The 13,992-nt window shown below is 63.3% G+C and carries 14 protein-coding genes and 1 riboswitch; of the genes, 5 read left to right on the top strand and 9 right to left on the bottom strand.

Annotated features, from left to right (window positions below):
- Positions 1 to 288 precede the first annotated feature (288 nt).
- The 3 genes from DMX12_RS22530 to DMX12_RS22515 form a co-directional block, all read right to left on the bottom strand.
- Positions 289 to 1,653, bottom strand: a complete 1,365-nt coding sequence (locus tag DMX12_RS22530; protein WP_110679485.1) for a DUF1329 domain-containing protein — start codon at positions 1,651 to 1,653, stop codon at positions 289 to 291.
- Between the two features lie 25 nt (positions 1,654 to 1,678).
- A complete protein-coding gene (locus DMX12_RS22525) occupies positions 1,679 to 3,565 on the bottom strand; it encodes a DUF1302 domain-containing protein (protein WP_110679484.1) in 1,887 nt (628 codons plus the stop codon).
- A 331-nt stretch (positions 3,566 to 3,896) separates the two neighbouring features.
- Positions 3,897 to 5,579: a fatty acid--CoA ligase gene (locus DMX12_RS22515; RefSeq protein WP_009682934.1), complete on the bottom strand. Its 1,683-nt coding sequence runs from the start codon at positions 5,577 to 5,579 to the stop codon at positions 3,897 to 3,899.
- 209 nt (positions 5,580 to 5,788) lie between these two features.
- Between DMX12_RS22515 and DMX12_RS22510 the strand changes: the two genes are divergently transcribed.
- The 3 genes from DMX12_RS22510 (at position 5,789) to DMX12_RS22500 (ending at position 8,659) form a co-directional block, all read left to right on the top strand.
- Entirely contained in the window at positions 5,789 to 6,754 is a 966-nt protein-coding gene (locus DMX12_RS22510; RefSeq protein WP_110679486.1) for a 2-hydroxyacid dehydrogenase, read from the top strand.
- Positions 6,755 to 6,808: 54 nt separating this feature from the next.
- Positions 6,809 to 7,807 carry a class I SAM-dependent methyltransferase gene (locus DMX12_RS22505; protein ID WP_110679483.1) on the top strand — a complete coding sequence of 333 codons (999 nt, stop codon included), beginning with the start codon at positions 6,809 to 6,811 and terminating at the stop codon, positions 7,805 to 7,807.
- Positions 7,808 to 7,846: 39 nt separating this feature from the next.
- Positions 7,847 to 7,985: riboswitch (yybP-ykoY riboswitch) on the top strand.
- A gap of 89 nt (positions 7,986 to 8,074) precedes the next feature.
- Positions 8,075 to 8,659 carry a TMEM165/GDT1 family protein gene (locus tag DMX12_RS22500; RefSeq protein ID WP_110679482.1) on the top strand — a complete coding sequence of 195 codons (585 nt, stop codon included), beginning with the start codon at positions 8,075 to 8,077 and terminating at the stop codon, positions 8,657 to 8,659.
- 43 nt (positions 8,660 to 8,702) lie between these two features.
- Here the strand turns inward: DMX12_RS22500 and DMX12_RS22495 are convergent, their stop codons facing one another.
- The 4 genes from DMX12_RS22495 to DMX12_RS22480 form a co-directional block, all read right to left on the bottom strand.
- Positions 8,703 to 9,521: a M48 family metallopeptidase gene (locus DMX12_RS22495; RefSeq protein ID WP_110679481.1), complete on the bottom strand. Its 819-nt coding sequence runs from the start codon at positions 9,519 to 9,521 to the stop codon at positions 8,703 to 8,705.
- A gap of 99 nt (positions 9,522 to 9,620) precedes the next feature.
- Positions 9,621 to 10,241, bottom strand: a complete 621-nt coding sequence (locus tag DMX12_RS22490; RefSeq protein WP_110679480.1) for an SOS response-associated peptidase — start codon at positions 10,239 to 10,241, stop codon at positions 9,621 to 9,623.
- A gap of 15 nt (positions 10,242 to 10,256) precedes the next feature.
- A complete protein-coding gene (locus tag DMX12_RS22485) occupies positions 10,257 to 10,517 on the bottom strand; it encodes a putative signal transducing protein (protein ID WP_029887158.1) in 261 nt (86 codons plus the stop codon).
- Positions 10,517 to 10,699, bottom strand: coding sequence for a CPXCG motif-containing cysteine-rich protein (locus DMX12_RS22480; RefSeq protein WP_009682943.1), 183 nt, complete (start codon positions 10,697 to 10,699; stop codon positions 10,517 to 10,519). The genes DMX12_RS22485 and DMX12_RS22480 overlap by 1 nt, the downstream gene beginning before the upstream one ends.
- A gap of 124 nt (positions 10,700 to 10,823) precedes the next feature.
- On the opposite strand from DMX12_RS22480, the gene DMX12_RS22475 reads away from it, so the two are divergent.
- Complete coding sequence (locus DMX12_RS22475; protein WP_054912104.1) at positions 10,824 to 11,990, top strand: 1-acyl-sn-glycerol-3-phosphate acyltransferase; 1,167 nt, start codon at positions 10,824 to 10,826, stop codon at positions 11,988 to 11,990.
- A gap of 33 nt (positions 11,991 to 12,023) precedes the next feature.
- Here the strand turns inward: DMX12_RS22475 and DMX12_RS22470 are convergent, their stop codons facing one another.
- Positions 12,024 to 12,284, bottom strand: coding sequence for a hypothetical protein (locus DMX12_RS22470; protein ID WP_110679479.1), 261 nt, complete (start codon positions 12,282 to 12,284; stop codon positions 12,024 to 12,026).
- A 160-nt stretch (positions 12,285 to 12,444) separates the two neighbouring features.
- Here DMX12_RS22470 and DMX12_RS22465 point away from each other — a divergent pair, with 160 nt between their 5' ends.
- A complete protein-coding gene (locus DMX12_RS22465) occupies positions 12,445 to 12,651 on the top strand; it encodes a hypothetical protein (protein WP_009682946.1) in 207 nt (68 codons plus the stop codon).
- 95 nt (positions 12,652 to 12,746) lie between these two features.
- On the opposite strand, the gene DMX12_RS22460 is transcribed toward DMX12_RS22465, so the two are convergent.
- Positions 12,747 to 13,331 carry a YajG family lipoprotein gene (locus tag DMX12_RS22460; RefSeq protein WP_029886852.1) on the bottom strand — a complete coding sequence of 195 codons (585 nt, stop codon included), beginning with the start codon at positions 13,329 to 13,331 and terminating at the stop codon, positions 12,747 to 12,749.
- Between the last annotated feature and the right edge of the window lie 661 nt (positions 13,332 to 13,992).

The raw sequence follows: 13,992 nt of genomic DNA, 5'->3' as shown, positions 1-13,992 counted from the left end.
CGCGCGCGCCTGTCACAGGCGTTACTGGCCCGAAACAAACGTAGGAGCGAGCGCAGCTCGCGATTGCGCCGCGCGGGCGGCGCTCGATCTCACAGGCGCTGAAGATGCTCCGGCTACCCTTGCCAGGCACCATAGAATCTCCCACAGGTATTACATAGGGCTGGAGTACTGTGCAGTACCTGTGGGAGCGGCCTTGTGTCGCGATGGGCTGCGCAGCAGCCCCAATCAGTGTGACATCACACACAAGTGAACAACATTACGGTAAACCGGCGCTTGAATGCGTTCTGCTCAGCGAATGCCGGACTGACGCAGCGCCGCCGGTTGGAAGTCGGCTTTGCTGGCACTGAAGCCGAAGTCATAAGCACGCTTCTCTTCGTTCTTCATACCTAGCGCCAGGTAACGACCAGACTGCAGGTCGTAGATGGCCTCCAGGGTGTACCACGGTACCTCGACATTGTAGTAAGGCTGGGCATGCGCCTCGGACACGCGCCACAGCTGGCCACGGCCATCGTACTGGTCGATCACTGCGGCCTGCCAGGTGTCTTCGTCGATGTAGAAGTCACGCTTGGCGTAGATATGCCGCTGCCCCGGCTTCAGCGTGGCGACCACATGCCAGACACGGCGCAGCTCATAACGGGCCAGGTCCTGGTTGATGTGCCCGGCCTTGATGATGTCGGTGTACTTGAGCTTGGGGTCGTCGAGCTTGAAGGCGTTGGAGGCGATGTACAGCTCCTTCTTGCCCTCCAGCTTCCAGTCATAGCGGTCTGGCGCGCCGTTGTACATGTCCAGGTTGTCCGACGTGCGCAGGCCATCGGCGGCGGTACCCGGGCCGTCGTACGACACCTGTGGCGCCTGGCGCACTCGGCGCTGGCCGGCGTTGTAGATCCAGGCCTTGCGCGGATCCTTGACCTGGTCGAGGGTTTCGTGCACCAGCAGTACGGTACCGGCCAGGCGCGCCGGGGCGGTAACTTCCTGCTTGAAGTAGAACAGGATGTTGCCCGGGTTGTTCGGGTCGTAATCCTTCATCTTGTCGCGGAAGACGAACTGGTCGGAAAAGTACACGGGGTTGAAGGAGCCGTTCTGTTGCGGCGTGGCCTGGGTAACCAGGCGGCTGACGCTGCCACCCCGGTAGCGGGTGATGTGGTTCCAGATCACCTCCAGGCCGCTTTTCGGAATGGGGAACGGTATCGCGGTGCGGAAGTTGCTCAGGCCGTTGCCGCCTTCCACCAGGGTAGTCTTGGTGGCGTTCTCCTTGATGGCGGCGAACACGTCGGCAGGCACGGTGGAACCGCGGTGGGTCTTGAATACCGGGATCTTGTAGGTGTCCGGGTAACGCTTGAGCATGGCCATCTGGCCTGGCGAGAGCTTGTCCTTGTACTGCTCGGCGTTTTGCGCAGTGATGGTGAACAGTGGCTTCTCACTGCCGTACGGGTCGGACAGGAAGCCTTTGCCATCGACGCTGCCTGCGGTTTTCGACAAGGGCTGCCATGGGCCGATCGAACCATCGGCGTTACCGGCCTTTTCGGCGCCCATCGGGGTCAGCGTGCTACCCAGCTTGGCCGCCTCGTCGGCGGATACCGCAGCCATGACGCTGGTCGCCAGCAGGGACAGGCCCAGCACACCGGCTTGCAGCAGACTTCTGGTCTTGTTCATGTCGTGTTGTCCTGGATCTGTGGGCTTAGAAGTTCACGCCGAAGCTGAGGGCGACGAAGTCGCGGTCATCCACGGTGCTGTACTTGCCGTCGAAGAAGTTGGTGTACGACAGGCTCGCCGTGTAGGTGTTCTGGTACTCGGCGTCCAGACCCAGGCTGACTGCCTTGCGGCCTTCCTCGAAGTTGCCGCCAGGGCCTGGCGAATAGCCCGACACGTCGTGCGACCAGGCCACGCTCGGTTTCAGGTTGACCCCGGCGAACACGTCGTTGTAATCCCAGATCACGCGGGCGCGGTAGCCCCACGAGGTACTGGTGGTGTAGCCGTCGTTCTCGCAATTGCGGTTCAGGTTGGCGGTGAAGGCCCCTGCACCCGCGCCGGCGATGGTGCTGCTGTTGAGTGCCTGGCAGGTATCTGCGCCGCCGGTAGCGGGCAACGGGCCTGGGCCGAATACCGGGTCACGGCCGTAGCGGGTATCGTGCGCGTTCTCCAGGCCACCGACGTGGGTCACACCCAGCTCGCCGACCACGGTCATGCGGCTGGCGCCCATCACCTGGTCGAAGAAGTGCGTGAGGGTCGTCTGGAACTGAGTGATCTCCTTGCGACTATAGCCATGCAGGTCCTGGCCAGGGGTGCCTGTCAGCAGCGAGGCGTTGCTCAACGCGCCACCAATCGGGCGAACCCCGGCAAACAGGATGTCCGTGGTATTGAGCTGCACCGGTGCGTTGGGCCGGTAGCTGATTTCGCCGCTCCAGGCGGTGCCAGTGGGCAATGTGGTGGAGAAGCTCAAGCCATACAGGCGAATGTCTTCCGGGTATTCGACGAAGTACTCGGAATTGCCGGCCACGATCAGCGGCGCCAGCGCCCGCAGTTGCGCAGGCAGCGCGCTGAGCCCTGCAAATACCGAAGGTGCGGCCCCTGTGGCGCTGAAGATTGGCGCACGGCTGTGGTAGTTCATGAAGTAGGCACCGAACTCGGTGTCCAGCGGCTCGAACATGTAGCGCATGGCCACACCGAACTGCCCGCTGTCACGCGCATCGCGGTCGGCACCACGGCGCACCATCACGCCCTCTTCGTTGATGTTCACGCCGCGCGTGGCAAGAAACTGCTGGGCGGCGCCCGGTACCGTGCGGCTGCTGTTGAGCACGCGCAGGTTGTCGGTACAGCCATCGGCGATGATGTCGGGTTGCGAGAAGAACGTGCCGCAGTTGTCGACGACCGTCTGGTCCCACTCCAGCTGATAGAAGGCCTCGGCCGACAGGTTGTCGGTCAGGCTCTGCGAGATGTAGAACATGTTGACCGGAATCAGGCCTTCCTTGATCTCGGCACCCGGGCGGCGGAACGCCGACACGTCGATGGGGTTGATCGCGTTGATGCCGCCACCGATGAAGGTACTTTCGCCCCAGCTGACCACCTGCTTGCCGAGGCGAACCGAGCCCGGCTGATCACCGATCGAGTAGTTGTGGTAGACGAAGGCGTCGAGCAGTTCGGCGCCGGACGACTTGGCCCCTTCCTTGCGGTTGGAATCGCTGATGTCCTTGAATTCGCGACCTTCGTCCTTCAGCTCGAAGTCATACCAGTACTTGCCGCGCACGAATACGCCGGTATCACCGTACTTGAGCTCCAGGTCATGGATACCCTTGAAGATCTTGGAGAAGGTTTCGCCCTTCTTGAAGTTCAGGTGACCGTCGTCGGAGGTCTGCGACAGGCCCTTGCCGCCGTTGTTCACCCCGATCAGGTTCCGGTTGGGGTTGGCGGTCGACCAGCTGGCGCCAATGGAGAGCGACGAGTCGAACTGGCCTTCGATTTCACCGATGTTGAAACTGACAGCGAAAGCAGGACTTGCGAGCGTGGAAGCGATGCTGACGGCCAAGGGCAGCTTGGCCCGGCGCCAGAACGGATTTGCAGATTTCATCGACGCTACTCCATGTACTTTATTGTTATGGCAGTGAGTCCTTTCAAGAACGGCCCGAGTGACCGGTTTGCAGGCTTGCGCCCGCGGCGGCACGGCTAGCGCGTGACGCCCTCCCCCATTCCTGAAAATCCCCTGGCCCCGACTATAGCCAGCAAGGCACAGGCGCTTGATCCCTCTAAAGTGTGATTTGCGCTCCGTGCCAACCACTCGTTGGTTTTTTCCTTGATCGCGTGCTGGCAGTGCTCAAGGATGGCGCATTTTTACCATTTGGCAAGGCGCCAGCCGCTCTAGAACGCGGGTCGCGTTCTGTCGCACGCGACCCGCCCCGGGTTTACAGGGTGGACAGGAAGGCGCTGTTGCTGGCCTGCCACTGCACGATGTCCTGGCGTATGCGCTTCTTGTCCAGCTTGCCGACACTGGTCTTGGGAATTTCAGTAACAACGGCGATCTGGCTGGGAATCGCCCATTTATTGATATGGCCTTGCTCGACGAACGGCTTGAGGTGGTCCTTCAGCGCTTTCGCATCGATCGCCATGCCCTCGCGCACCACCAGCAGGGCAAACGGGCGCTCGCCCCACTGCGGGTCGGCCACCCCCACCACCGCGACTTCACGCACGGCCGGGTGGCGGCTGACCAGGTCTTCCAGGTCGAGTGACGACACCCACTCGCCCCCGGTCTTGATCACATCCTTGATACGGTCGCGTATGTCGATGTACCCCATGTTGTCGAGGGTGGCGACGTCGCCGGTGTGCAGCCAGCCGCCCAGCCACAGCTCTTCGCTCTTTTCCGGCTCCTTGAAGTAACCCTGGGTCAGCCACGGTGCACGCAGCACCAGCTCGCCCTGGGTTTCGCCATCGGCGGGCAGGAAGTTGCCGTCGCCGTCGACAATCGCCGCCTCCACCAACGGCACCGGCACCCCGGCCTTGATACGGTAGGTGACGCGCTCATCCTCACTGCCGGCCTGCAACTCGTCGTTCAGGTGCGCGGCGGATATCAGCGGGCAGGTCTCGGACATGCCGTACGCTGCGGTCAGCTGGATGCCGCGGGCCAGCGCCGCCTGGTACAGCGACCGGTTCAGCGAGCTGCCGCCGATGATGATCTTCCAGCCGCCGAAGTCCTGGCCTTGGGCAGTCGGGCAGTTGAGCAGCATCTGCAGGATGGTCGGCACACAGTGGGAGAAGGTGACGTTCTCTTCACGCCACAGCCTGATCAGCATCTCGGGCTCGTAACGACCGGGATACACCTGCTTCATGCCGAGCATGGTGGCCGCGTAGGGAATGCCCCAGGCATGCACGTGGAACATCGGCGTGATCGGCATGTAGACGTCATCGCTGCCCAGCAGGCGCACGCTGTCGATACTGCCGGTGACCGAAGCCTCGGCCAGGGTATGCAGCACCAGTTGCCGATGGGTGAAGTACACGCCCTTGGGGTTGCCGGTGGTGCCAGTGGTGTAGAACGTGGTCGCCACCGAGTTCTCGTCGAAGTCGGGGAAGTCGTAGCTCGGGCTGGCGGCGGCGAGCAGTTGTTCGTACTCACCCACCAGCCCGGGCAGGTCGGCGACCTGGGCCGGGCCATCGGTCAGCAGTACGGTCTTGTCGACGGTGGTCAATTGCCCGGCGATGGCCTGGTACAGGCCGACAAAGTCACTGTTGACCAGCACCACCCGGTCTTCGGCGTGGTTCATGGTGTAGAGGATCTGCTCGGGTGACAGGCGCACGTTGATGGTATGCACCACGGCGCCGATCATCGGGATGGCAAACATGCATTCCAGGTAGCGGTGGCTGTCCCAGTCCATGACCGCCACGGTGTCACCGGCCTTGACCCCGGCCTCGGTCAGCACGTTGGCCAGCCGGGCGATACGCTCGTTGAGCTGTGGGTAGGTCAGCCGCATCTGGTCGCGGTAGACGATTTCGCGGGTCTTTTCGTAGCGGCTGCCAGACATCAGCAGGCGCTTGATCAGTAATGGATAGGCATAGGCGCCCTCGGCGGGCTTGATGATGCGGGTCTGCAACATGGGTATCCCTTTCTTGGAAGCGGGCCGGAAAAGTCTGTGGGGAGCTGATCTGGGGAGTTACTGTAGTTCGCCAATGTGACGGCCAAATCAGCCGAAGGAATGATTTGCCTGGCCAAGGTATGAGCCGCAAGGCGTTGACGGGCGGCGAGGTTGAGCTAGACACTGCGCCGGGAGCCCACCACAAACCCGCCCCTGCCCAGGAGATGTTCATGCCCAGCCCGCGTCGCGCCGTGTTTCTCGACCACCAGTCCCTGGACCTCGGCGACCTGGATCTGTCGCCCCTGCAGCAGCAGTTCGACCAGTTCGAGCTGTTCGCCGCCACCGCCCCGGAACAGGTCGCCGAGCGCCTGCAGGGCGCGGTAGCAGTGGTCAGCAACAAGGTTGTGCTCGACGCCGCCGTGCTGGCCGCCAACCCGCAATTGAAGCTGATTCTGGTGGCTGCCACCGGCACCAACAACGTCGACCTGGCCGCCGCCCGCGCCCAGGGCATCACGGTGTGCAACTGCCAGGGCTACGGCACGCCGTCTGTCGCCCAGCACACCCTCGCGCTGCTGCTGGCGCTGGCCACGCGGCTGTGCGACTACCACCAGGCGGTGGCAGAGGGGCAATGGGCCAAGGCCAACCAGTTCTGCCTGCTGGATTTCCCGATTGTCGAACTGCAGGGCAAAACCCTTGGCCTGCTTGGCCACGGTGAGTTGGGCGGCGCGGTGGCGCGGCTGGCCGAAGCGTTCGGCATGCGCGTACTGAGCGGGCTGATCCCCGGCCGCCCGCAGCGCGCCGACCGGCTGCCGCTGGAGGCGTTGTTGCCGCAGGTTGACGCGCTGACCCTGCACTGCCCCTTGAACGAGCACACCCGGCACATGCTGGGGGCGCGCGAGCTGGCCCTGCTCAAGCCTGGGGCGCTGGTGGTGAACACCGCGCGCGGCGGCCTGATCAATGAGCAGGCCCTGGCCGATGCGCTGCGCAGTGGCCACCTGGGCGGCGCTGCCACCGACGTATTGAGCGTGGAGCCGCCGGTCAACGGCAACCCGCTGCTCGAAGCCGGTATCCCGCGCCTGATCATCACCCCACACAGCGCCTGGGGCGCGGTGGAGGCGCGCCAGCGTATCGTCGGCCAGCTCAGCGAGAACGCCCAGGCCTTTTTCGCCGGGCAGCCACGCCGCGTGGTCAGCTGAGCCAGGCGCCGGGCTCTGCTACACTGCGCCACTTTTTTCTAGGAGGCGTCGTTCATGGACCCGCGCAGTGAAGTATTGCTCCGCCAGGCGGAGCTGTTCCAGGGCCCGCTGCTGCTCGCAGGCGCCCCCGCCGACGGCTTGCTCGGGCAGTTGCCCGAAGCTCGCGCCTGGTCGTGGCACGCCGGCGACCAGGCCGTGCTCGAAGGCTGCTTTGCGGGCCGCAGCCAGTATGGCGTAGAGCCCCCGGCGGGCGCGTTCGACAGCGCCGTGCTGTTCCTGCCCAAATCCCGCGAATTGGCCGCCTACCTGCTCAACGCCCTGGCTTCCCGCCTGGCGGGTCGCGCGCTGTACCTGGTCGGTGAAAAACGCGGTGGCATCGAGGGCGCGGCCAAGCTGTTGCAGGCTTTCGGCAAGCCGCGCAAGCTTGACAGCGCGCGGCATTGCCAGCTGTGGCAGGTGACGGTCGACCAGGCCCCGCAGGCGACACCGCTGCAGAGCCTGGCCCAGCGCTTCGAACTGGCCTTGGAAGACGGCCCGCTGCAAGTGGTCAGCCTGCCCGGTGTGTTCAGCCACGGCCGCCTGGACCGCGGCACTGCGCTGCTGCTCAAGCACCTGGACAACCTGCCCAGCGGCCACATGCTGGACTTCGGTTGCGGTGCCGGGGTGCTGGGTGCCACGGTCAAGCGCCGTTACCCGCACAACCGGGTGACGTTGCTGGACGTGGATGCCTTCGCCGTGGCGGCCAGCCGTCTGACCCTGGCTGCAAACGGCCTGGAAGGTGAGGTGATCAGCGGTGATGGCATTGATGCAGCACCGCTCGACCTGAGCCTGATTCTTAGCAACCCGCCGTTCCATACCGGGGTGCACACCAATTACCAGGCCTCGGAAAACTTGCTGAGAAAATTAGCGGTTCATCTGCGAAAAGGGGGCGAAATGCGCTTGGTCGCCAATAGCTTCCTGCGCTACCAGCCGCTGATCGAAGGGGCGCTGGGCAACTGCCAGATACGCGATGAGGCGGAAGGCTTCCGAATCTACCAGGCCGTGCATGGCTGAAAACAGCGCTTGCCGAAAGCGTTTTGCCAAGGCAGAATCCGCTCCGTCCTAGGGGAGTAGTCTCCCGCGAGCCCACCGCTCGCCCGGTACGCGTCAACATACTTGGTCCACAGACCATGGCGCGTGCGACCCCCATGCCCACGTGCATGGAGAGATCCGCATAGACGGATCCGGGGTTTGACAAGACCTATGACACGCACACCTTACCCGGGGCGGGAAGGCTGTACGTGTCATAGCCGTGTCGACCCGCCCCCCGTAGGAATCCTGATGCTGGAATCTCTGTTGGTCCCCACCGCCATCGTTGCGCTCGCCGAAATCGGCGACAAGACGCAGCTGCTCGCACTCATTCTCGCCGCGCGCTTCCGCAAGCCATGGCCGATCATTGCCGGCATCATCGCCGCCACCCTGGCCAACCATGCCGCAGCCGGTGCCGTGGGGGCGTGGGTCGGTAGCGTCTTCAGCGATTCGGCCCTGCACTGGATCCTGGCCGCGAGCTTCACCGCCACGGCGCTCTGGACCCTGGTACCGGACAAAATGGACGATGACGAGAACCCGGCGCGCCGCTTCGGCCCGTTCCTGACCACGCTGATTGCGTTCTTCCTCGCCGAAATCGGTGACAAGACCCAGGTCGCTACCGTGATGCTGGCGGCCCAATACCCGCACCTGATCATGGTCATCATCGGCACCACCCTGGGCATGCTGATTGCCAACGTACCCGTGGTGCTGGCGGGCAACTTTGCAGCCGACAAGCTGCCGCTGACGCTGATCCGTCGCCTGGCGGCCGCGGCGTTCTTCGTACTGGCGATCGTGGCCGTGTACTCGGCGATGAAGGCCAGTGGCTGGGTCGGGTAACCGGAAAACACGGGGGCGCCGTGCGCCCCCACGCTTCAAGCGATCATGGCTTGGCCGCGGCCTGATACAGCGGCATCACCTTGGGAATGGCCGCCTGCAGCGATGCAATGCGGCTGGAAGATGCCGGGTGAGTGCTCATGAACTCGGGCGGGGCGCCTTCGGACGCCTTGCTCATCTTGTTCCACAAGGTAATTGCGGCGTTCGGGTCGTAGCCGGCACGGGCCGACAACTCCAGGCCGATCAGGTCGGCTTCGTTTTCGTTGGCCCGGCTGTTGGGCAGGGTCATGGCGTAGTTCACCACGGTGTCGGCCATGGCCATGCTGTTCTGGCCCAGGCCAAAGATGGCACCCGCCCCCTGGCGCGCCATTTCCACACCATAGGCCTTGGACATCGCCTCGCGGCTGTGCTCACGCAGGGCGTGGGCGATTTCGTGACCGACAACGGCGGCAATTTCCGCGTCGGTGAGCTTGAGCTGATCGATCAGGCCGGTATACACGATGATCTTGCCGCCAGGGCCGCAGTTGGCGTTCAGCTCGTCGCTCTTGATCACGTTGACTTGCCAGTCCCACTGCGCGGAATCCGGGCGGAACTTGGGGGCCTGGTCAATCAGCCGGCTGGCGATGGCCTGCACACGCTTGGCATCGGCACTGGACTTGTCGAGCACCCCCTTGCTGGAGGCTTCACCGAGGGTCTGCTGGTACGACTGGGCGTACATCTGGTTGACTTCATCGGTGGAGAGCATGCTGAACATGTACTGCTGGCGCTCGACGCCGACAGCACCGCCACTGGTGGTATTCACCGCCTGGCAGCCGCCCAGCACGATGCCAGCACTCAACAGGCTGACGACAAAAGACTTACGCATGAAAACACTCCCTTTTTTGCATGCGCCGTATCCTAGGCCGACTCGCCGGTAGCCGCCATAGCCGCAGGGAAGATTTTCATCACCAGCACCGGCCACCCATCAAAGCGGGGTAAGACACTCCGGCGCATCCAGCTTCGGGTCATTGACTAAATTCGCCAAGGCCCTTTCGCGCAGTGGCGCAGGCGGGCTGGCCAGCAGTTCGTGCAAGCGGGTAACCGGCGTATCCGGATCGAGCCAGGCAGCCTGGCCCGCATCGTCGAGGATCAGCGGCCGGCGCTGGTTCATGGCCGCCTGGGTCACCACCGCGCAACTCAGCCACACCTGGTCCTGCACGGGGTAGGCTTCCCATATGGCCGCAAAGTACAACGAGGCGCCCTCCCCCGGCGTCAGCCAATAAGGACGCTTGCGTACCGTGCCCCGCCACTCGTAAAAGCCGTTGGCCGGCATCAGGCAGCGGCGCTGGCGAAACGCCTCACGGAACATCGGTTGCTCGGCCAGGGTTTCGGCGCGGGCATGAGCGGGGGTGCGGGACAGGTCGGTGAGCCACGCCGGGGTCAGCCCCCAACGCGCCATGGCCAGTTGCTGCTGGCCGTCAAGCTGGCGCTGGATCAGCACCGATGCCCCAGGTGCGATATTCCATTGGGCCGGCTGGCCCGCGGGGAACCCCGGCAGACTGGCAAGGGCCTGGGGCCAGCGAAACAGGGCGTAACGTCCACACATGAGCGAATTCAGAACCTAGCAGATCAAGGTACCGGGGATACTCTCCGGTTCGTCGCCAACCAGTGGCTGGGCCTCATTGTACGCATCGATCAGCTGCCGTGCGTACTCGGCCTGCTCATCGGCGACCGCAAGCCCTAGCAACCCTTGCATGGGCAGCTCGCCGACTGCACCGATCAGGTCACGGCCCACCACCTGCACCGCGATGCCTTCACTGGCGAGCATCCCGGCCAGCATTTCGGCTTCAAGCAGGTTTTCCGGTTCGTAGATCCGCCGCATCATTCGTTCTCGCCGTAGACATCCAGCATCCATTCCTCGCCATGCACCTGCAGCACGAAACGAATCGGCCTGCAGCACACCTGGCAGTCCTCGATGTACTCCTGATCGCCACCGGACAGGTCCACCGTGGTTTCGACCTCTTCGCCGCAATAAGGGCAATCGTAGAACGCAGTTTCGAGCATCGCGGCCTCCGGGGTGACTTATGCGTATAATTGTCGGTCTGTTTACGGGGCCCGTGTGCGTCCGAGCCGTTTTTCGGAGCCTGCCCCTGTTTATTACCCTAGCCGTTTCCAACAAGAGAGCATGATGGGCGAATTCGATGCCATCCGACCCTACGACGACGCTGAGGTACCTGCGGTTCTGGCCCGCCTGCTCAGCGACCCGGCATTCCTCGATATCCTCACCCACTTCCGCTTCCCGCGGGCAGCCGGGGCTTTCGGCTGGCTGCTCAAACCGCTGATCGCCCGCCGCCTGCGCAAGGAATTCGCCGGTGTGACCTGCGTTTCCACCCTGCAGGACAAGGTCGAGTACTACGTTGACCAGACCATCGACCGCGCCACCGACGGCGTCACCTATTCCGGTGTGGAGCAGCTGAAGGCAGGTACGGCCTACCTGTTCCTGGCCAACCACCGCGACATCGTGATGGACCCGGCCTTCGTCAACTACGCGGTGTACCACGCCGGCCTGCCCACGCCGCGCATCGCCATTGGCGACAACCTGCTGCAAAAGCCGTTCGTCAGCGACATGATGCGCCTGAACAAGAGTTTCATCGTGCACCGTTCGATCAGCGGGCGCCGTGAAAAGCTGGCGGCTTATCAGCTGCTCTCGGCCTACATCAACCACTCGATCCGCAACGACGCCACCTCGATCTGGATCGCCCAGGCCGAGGGCCGCGCCAAGGACGGTGACGACCGCACCGACTCGGCGATCCTCAAGATGTTCCACATGAGCCGCAAGGACGAGGCGTTCGGCGCCGTCATCCAGAGCCTGAACCTGACGCCGGTGTCGATCAGCTACGAGTACGACCCGTGCGACCAGGCCAAAGCCCGCGAGCTGTATATCCGCGCCACCACTGGCAGCTACCAGAAGGCCCCAGGTGAGGACGACAACAGCATCGCCAAGGGCATTACCGGCTACAAGGGCCGGGTGCACATCAACTTCGCGCCACCGGTGACCGAGTACTACGAGGATACCAAGCAGTTGGCCGCAGAAATCGACCGTCAGATCCTGGCTGGCTACCGCTTGTTCCCGGTGCATTACCTGGCCTACGCAATGTGGGAGGGTAAGGACGAAGCCCTGCAGGTACCTGGCGCAGAACAGGTGTTCCCGGCCGACGAACTGGCCAAGGCCAAGGAAGAATGGCAACGTCGGCTGGCCGCCTGCCCTGAAGAGCAGCGGCCGTACCTGGTATTGCAGTATGCGACACCGGTGCGCAACCAGTACCAGGTCAGGCAGCAGGCGCCGGTTGCCTGACCGATTGCGGGGCTGCCTTGCAGCCCCCCAATCTCAAACCCAGGTGCTGAGCCAGGACAGCAGCAGCGCCATGGCCAGGCAAGCGAAGCCCAGAATGTAGAAGTACTTGGGCACCCGCAGGTCGAAGGCATCCACTACCCCCTCCTCAAACGCCAGGCTCTCGCGGGTTTCGGCCGCGCGCCGCCGCGCGCTTTGCAGCAGCAACCCGCCCGGGCAGGTCAGCAGCAGCGCCAGCACATTGATCAACTTGGTGGGATGGGCGGCCAGAAAAACCCAAAGCACTTGCAAGGACATCACGCAACCTCGGTGTAAGCGACGGCGAAGGCCCGCATTCTACGCAACTCGCCCTTCGCTGCCCGGCATTGGCGACAAACTGTCATTTAATTTCATCTGTCATCGGCTCGTCATCTGAGCAGGCCACCCTGTCGACCTTCCCATGAACCGGAGCTACTTCATGCTGCACGCCGAAAACCAGGACCGCCTTTACCTCGTTGCCCAAAGCGAGGAGCAACAGGCGCTGATCGATGGTTTTGCCATCAATGTGCAAGACCGCCAGTGGCTGGTCTACTGCGCGCTGGGCGGGCATGTGCATGCAGACCTGCCGGAGGTGGACGCCGGCACTGGCTTCAGCCTGCTGGATTTCCACATAGAGGCGGCGTGAACCTGCGCCGGCCACCCCACCGGCAAGCGTGGGCGAGGCACAAAAAAACCCGCTGCCTAGCGACCAGGCAGCGGGTTTTCAGCAGCGCAGAGGGCTTACTGGGCCAGGATCTGGCCAATGCTCGGGTCTTTGAACATGCGGGTCAGCGCATCGCTCAGAACGTCGCCTACCAACTGGGTGTTGGTGTCCTGGTTCGGTGCCATGCCGAAGCGCTGGTCGAGCGACGCGCCGTAACGGCCGCTGTAGCTGCGGCCGCCATTCTTCACGTCGGCACGGAAGGTGGCACCGATCGTGGCTTCGGTCACGTACAGGTTGTCTTTGGGCGACTGGTACTTCAGCTCGGCCAGGGTCACGGTCAACTGCGGCGCGTTGTAGGCGTTGGCCGTAGGCGTGAAGCCGAGCAGGCGCACAGCCGCTTCAGCCTGGGCTTGCAGCTTGGGCACCACGTCGTTGCCACTGACGCTGATGGTGCTGGTTTCAGGGTACATGCCACCACGGGTACCCAGCGACTGCGATGGGCGACCGTCAACCACCCGGACCACCACCGGCTGGCCATGACCGACCGGCGCGAGTTGGGCCTTGAGCGTGGGTTGCGGGTTGAGTTGTTGCGGGCTGTGGGCACAACCGACCAGGCTGAGGCTGGCCACGGCAAGCAAACCGAACAACAGACGTTGCAACATGCGCGTTTCTCCAGAAAATGCGGCTAAGGCGCACAGTATACCCAGCCCCGCATCGGCCAGTCATCGGTCCCAGCCCGCTTGTGACAATGCTTTCATGCACTGCCCGGGCCTGTGCTTTGCGCCCGCGCAAGCCGGCATTGGCAGCCGCGCATGCGCCTGGCCTGACAAACGCTGCAATAAAAACCACGAATGGCGACATTTCTGCCCGCGACATCGTTATAATCTCCCCCCGATTATAAGGACGTCTCCTGATCGGGCCCCGCACTCGCCGATTGACCCCGGCAACTTCAACGCTTCGCCCACAGAGAGCCTTCCACTGAGGTCTTGCATCGGCTGTCGTGCCTGCTTTTCCGGCCCTTCACGCTGCATGAACCTGCGGGTTGCCATCGCGCAGTCCCTTTTTGAGGTTCACGTCTCCAAAAGAGCGTGAAAAAACGGTTTTCACAACTTCACAAGAGTGTGGCGAGCAAATGAACAGTCTGGCATGTGTAAAAGCGGCAGATGTGTCCCGAACAGCCCTGAACAGGCGGCAAATGCGCTCATCCTGCATGAGTGCCTGACCCGCTCCATAACGCACGCACGACACCTTGACCATAAGTCGAATTGCCGCAGCCCTGGCAAACGGCGTTCAATACCTGAACCCGAAGACTGGTTGGCGGTG

The sequence above is a fragment of the Pseudomonas sp. MB-090624 genome, from assembly GCF_003205245.1.
GTDB lineage: Bacteria > Pseudomonadota > Gammaproteobacteria > Pseudomonadales > Pseudomonadaceae > Aquipseudomonas > Aquipseudomonas juntendi.
Note: the sequence above shows the minus strand (reverse complement) of the source record. Positions and strands in the feature narration are given on the sequence as shown.

Bases quoted from the DNA above. Each gene is read 5' to 3' on its own strand.
- DMX12_RS22530 (WP_110679485.1), bottom strand. From the start codon at position 1,653: ATGAACAAGACCAGAAGTCTGCTGCAAGCCGGTGTGCTGGGCCTGTCC.
- DMX12_RS22525 (WP_110679484.1), bottom strand. From the start codon at position 3,565: ATGAAATCTGCAAATCCGTTCTGGCGCCGGGCCAAGCTGCCCTTGGCC.
- DMX12_RS22515 (WP_009682934.1), bottom strand. From the start codon at position 5,579: ATGTTGCAGACCCGCATCATCAAGCCCGCCGAGGGCGCCTATGCCTAT.
- DMX12_RS22510 (WP_110679486.1), top strand. From the start codon at position 5,789: ATGCCCAGCCCGCGTCGCGCCGTGTTTCTCGACCACCAGTCCCTGGAC.
- DMX12_RS22505 (WP_110679483.1), top strand. From the start codon at position 6,809: ATGGACCCGCGCAGTGAAGTATTGCTCCGCCAGGCGGAGCTGTTCCAG.
- DMX12_RS22500 (WP_110679482.1), top strand. From the start codon at position 8,075: ATGCTGGAATCTCTGTTGGTCCCCACCGCCATCGTTGCGCTCGCCGAA.
- DMX12_RS22495 (WP_110679481.1), bottom strand. From the start codon at position 9,521: ATGCGTAAGTCTTTTGTCGTCAGCCTGTTGAGTGCTGGCATCGTGCTG.
- DMX12_RS22490 (WP_110679480.1), bottom strand. From the start codon at position 10,241: ATGTGTGGACGTTACGCCCTGTTTCGCTGGCCCCAGGCCCTTGCCAGT.
- DMX12_RS22485 (WP_029887158.1), bottom strand. From the start codon at position 10,517: ATGCGGCGGATCTACGAACCGGAAAACCTGCTTGAAGCCGAAATGCTG.
- DMX12_RS22480 (WP_009682943.1), bottom strand. From the start codon at position 10,699: ATGCTCGAAACTGCGTTCTACGATTGCCCTTATTGCGGCGAAGAGGTC.
- DMX12_RS22475 (WP_054912104.1), top strand. From the start codon at position 10,824: ATGGGCGAATTCGATGCCATCCGACCCTACGACGACGCTGAGGTACCT.
- DMX12_RS22470 (WP_110679479.1), bottom strand. From the start codon at position 12,284: ATGTCCTTGCAAGTGCTTTGGGTTTTTCTGGCCGCCCATCCCACCAAG.
- DMX12_RS22465 (WP_009682946.1), top strand. From the start codon at position 12,445: ATGCTGCACGCCGAAAACCAGGACCGCCTTTACCTCGTTGCCCAAAGC.
- DMX12_RS22460 (WP_029886852.1), bottom strand. From the start codon at position 13,331: ATGTTGCAACGTCTGTTGTTCGGTTTGCTTGCCGTGGCCAGCCTCAGC.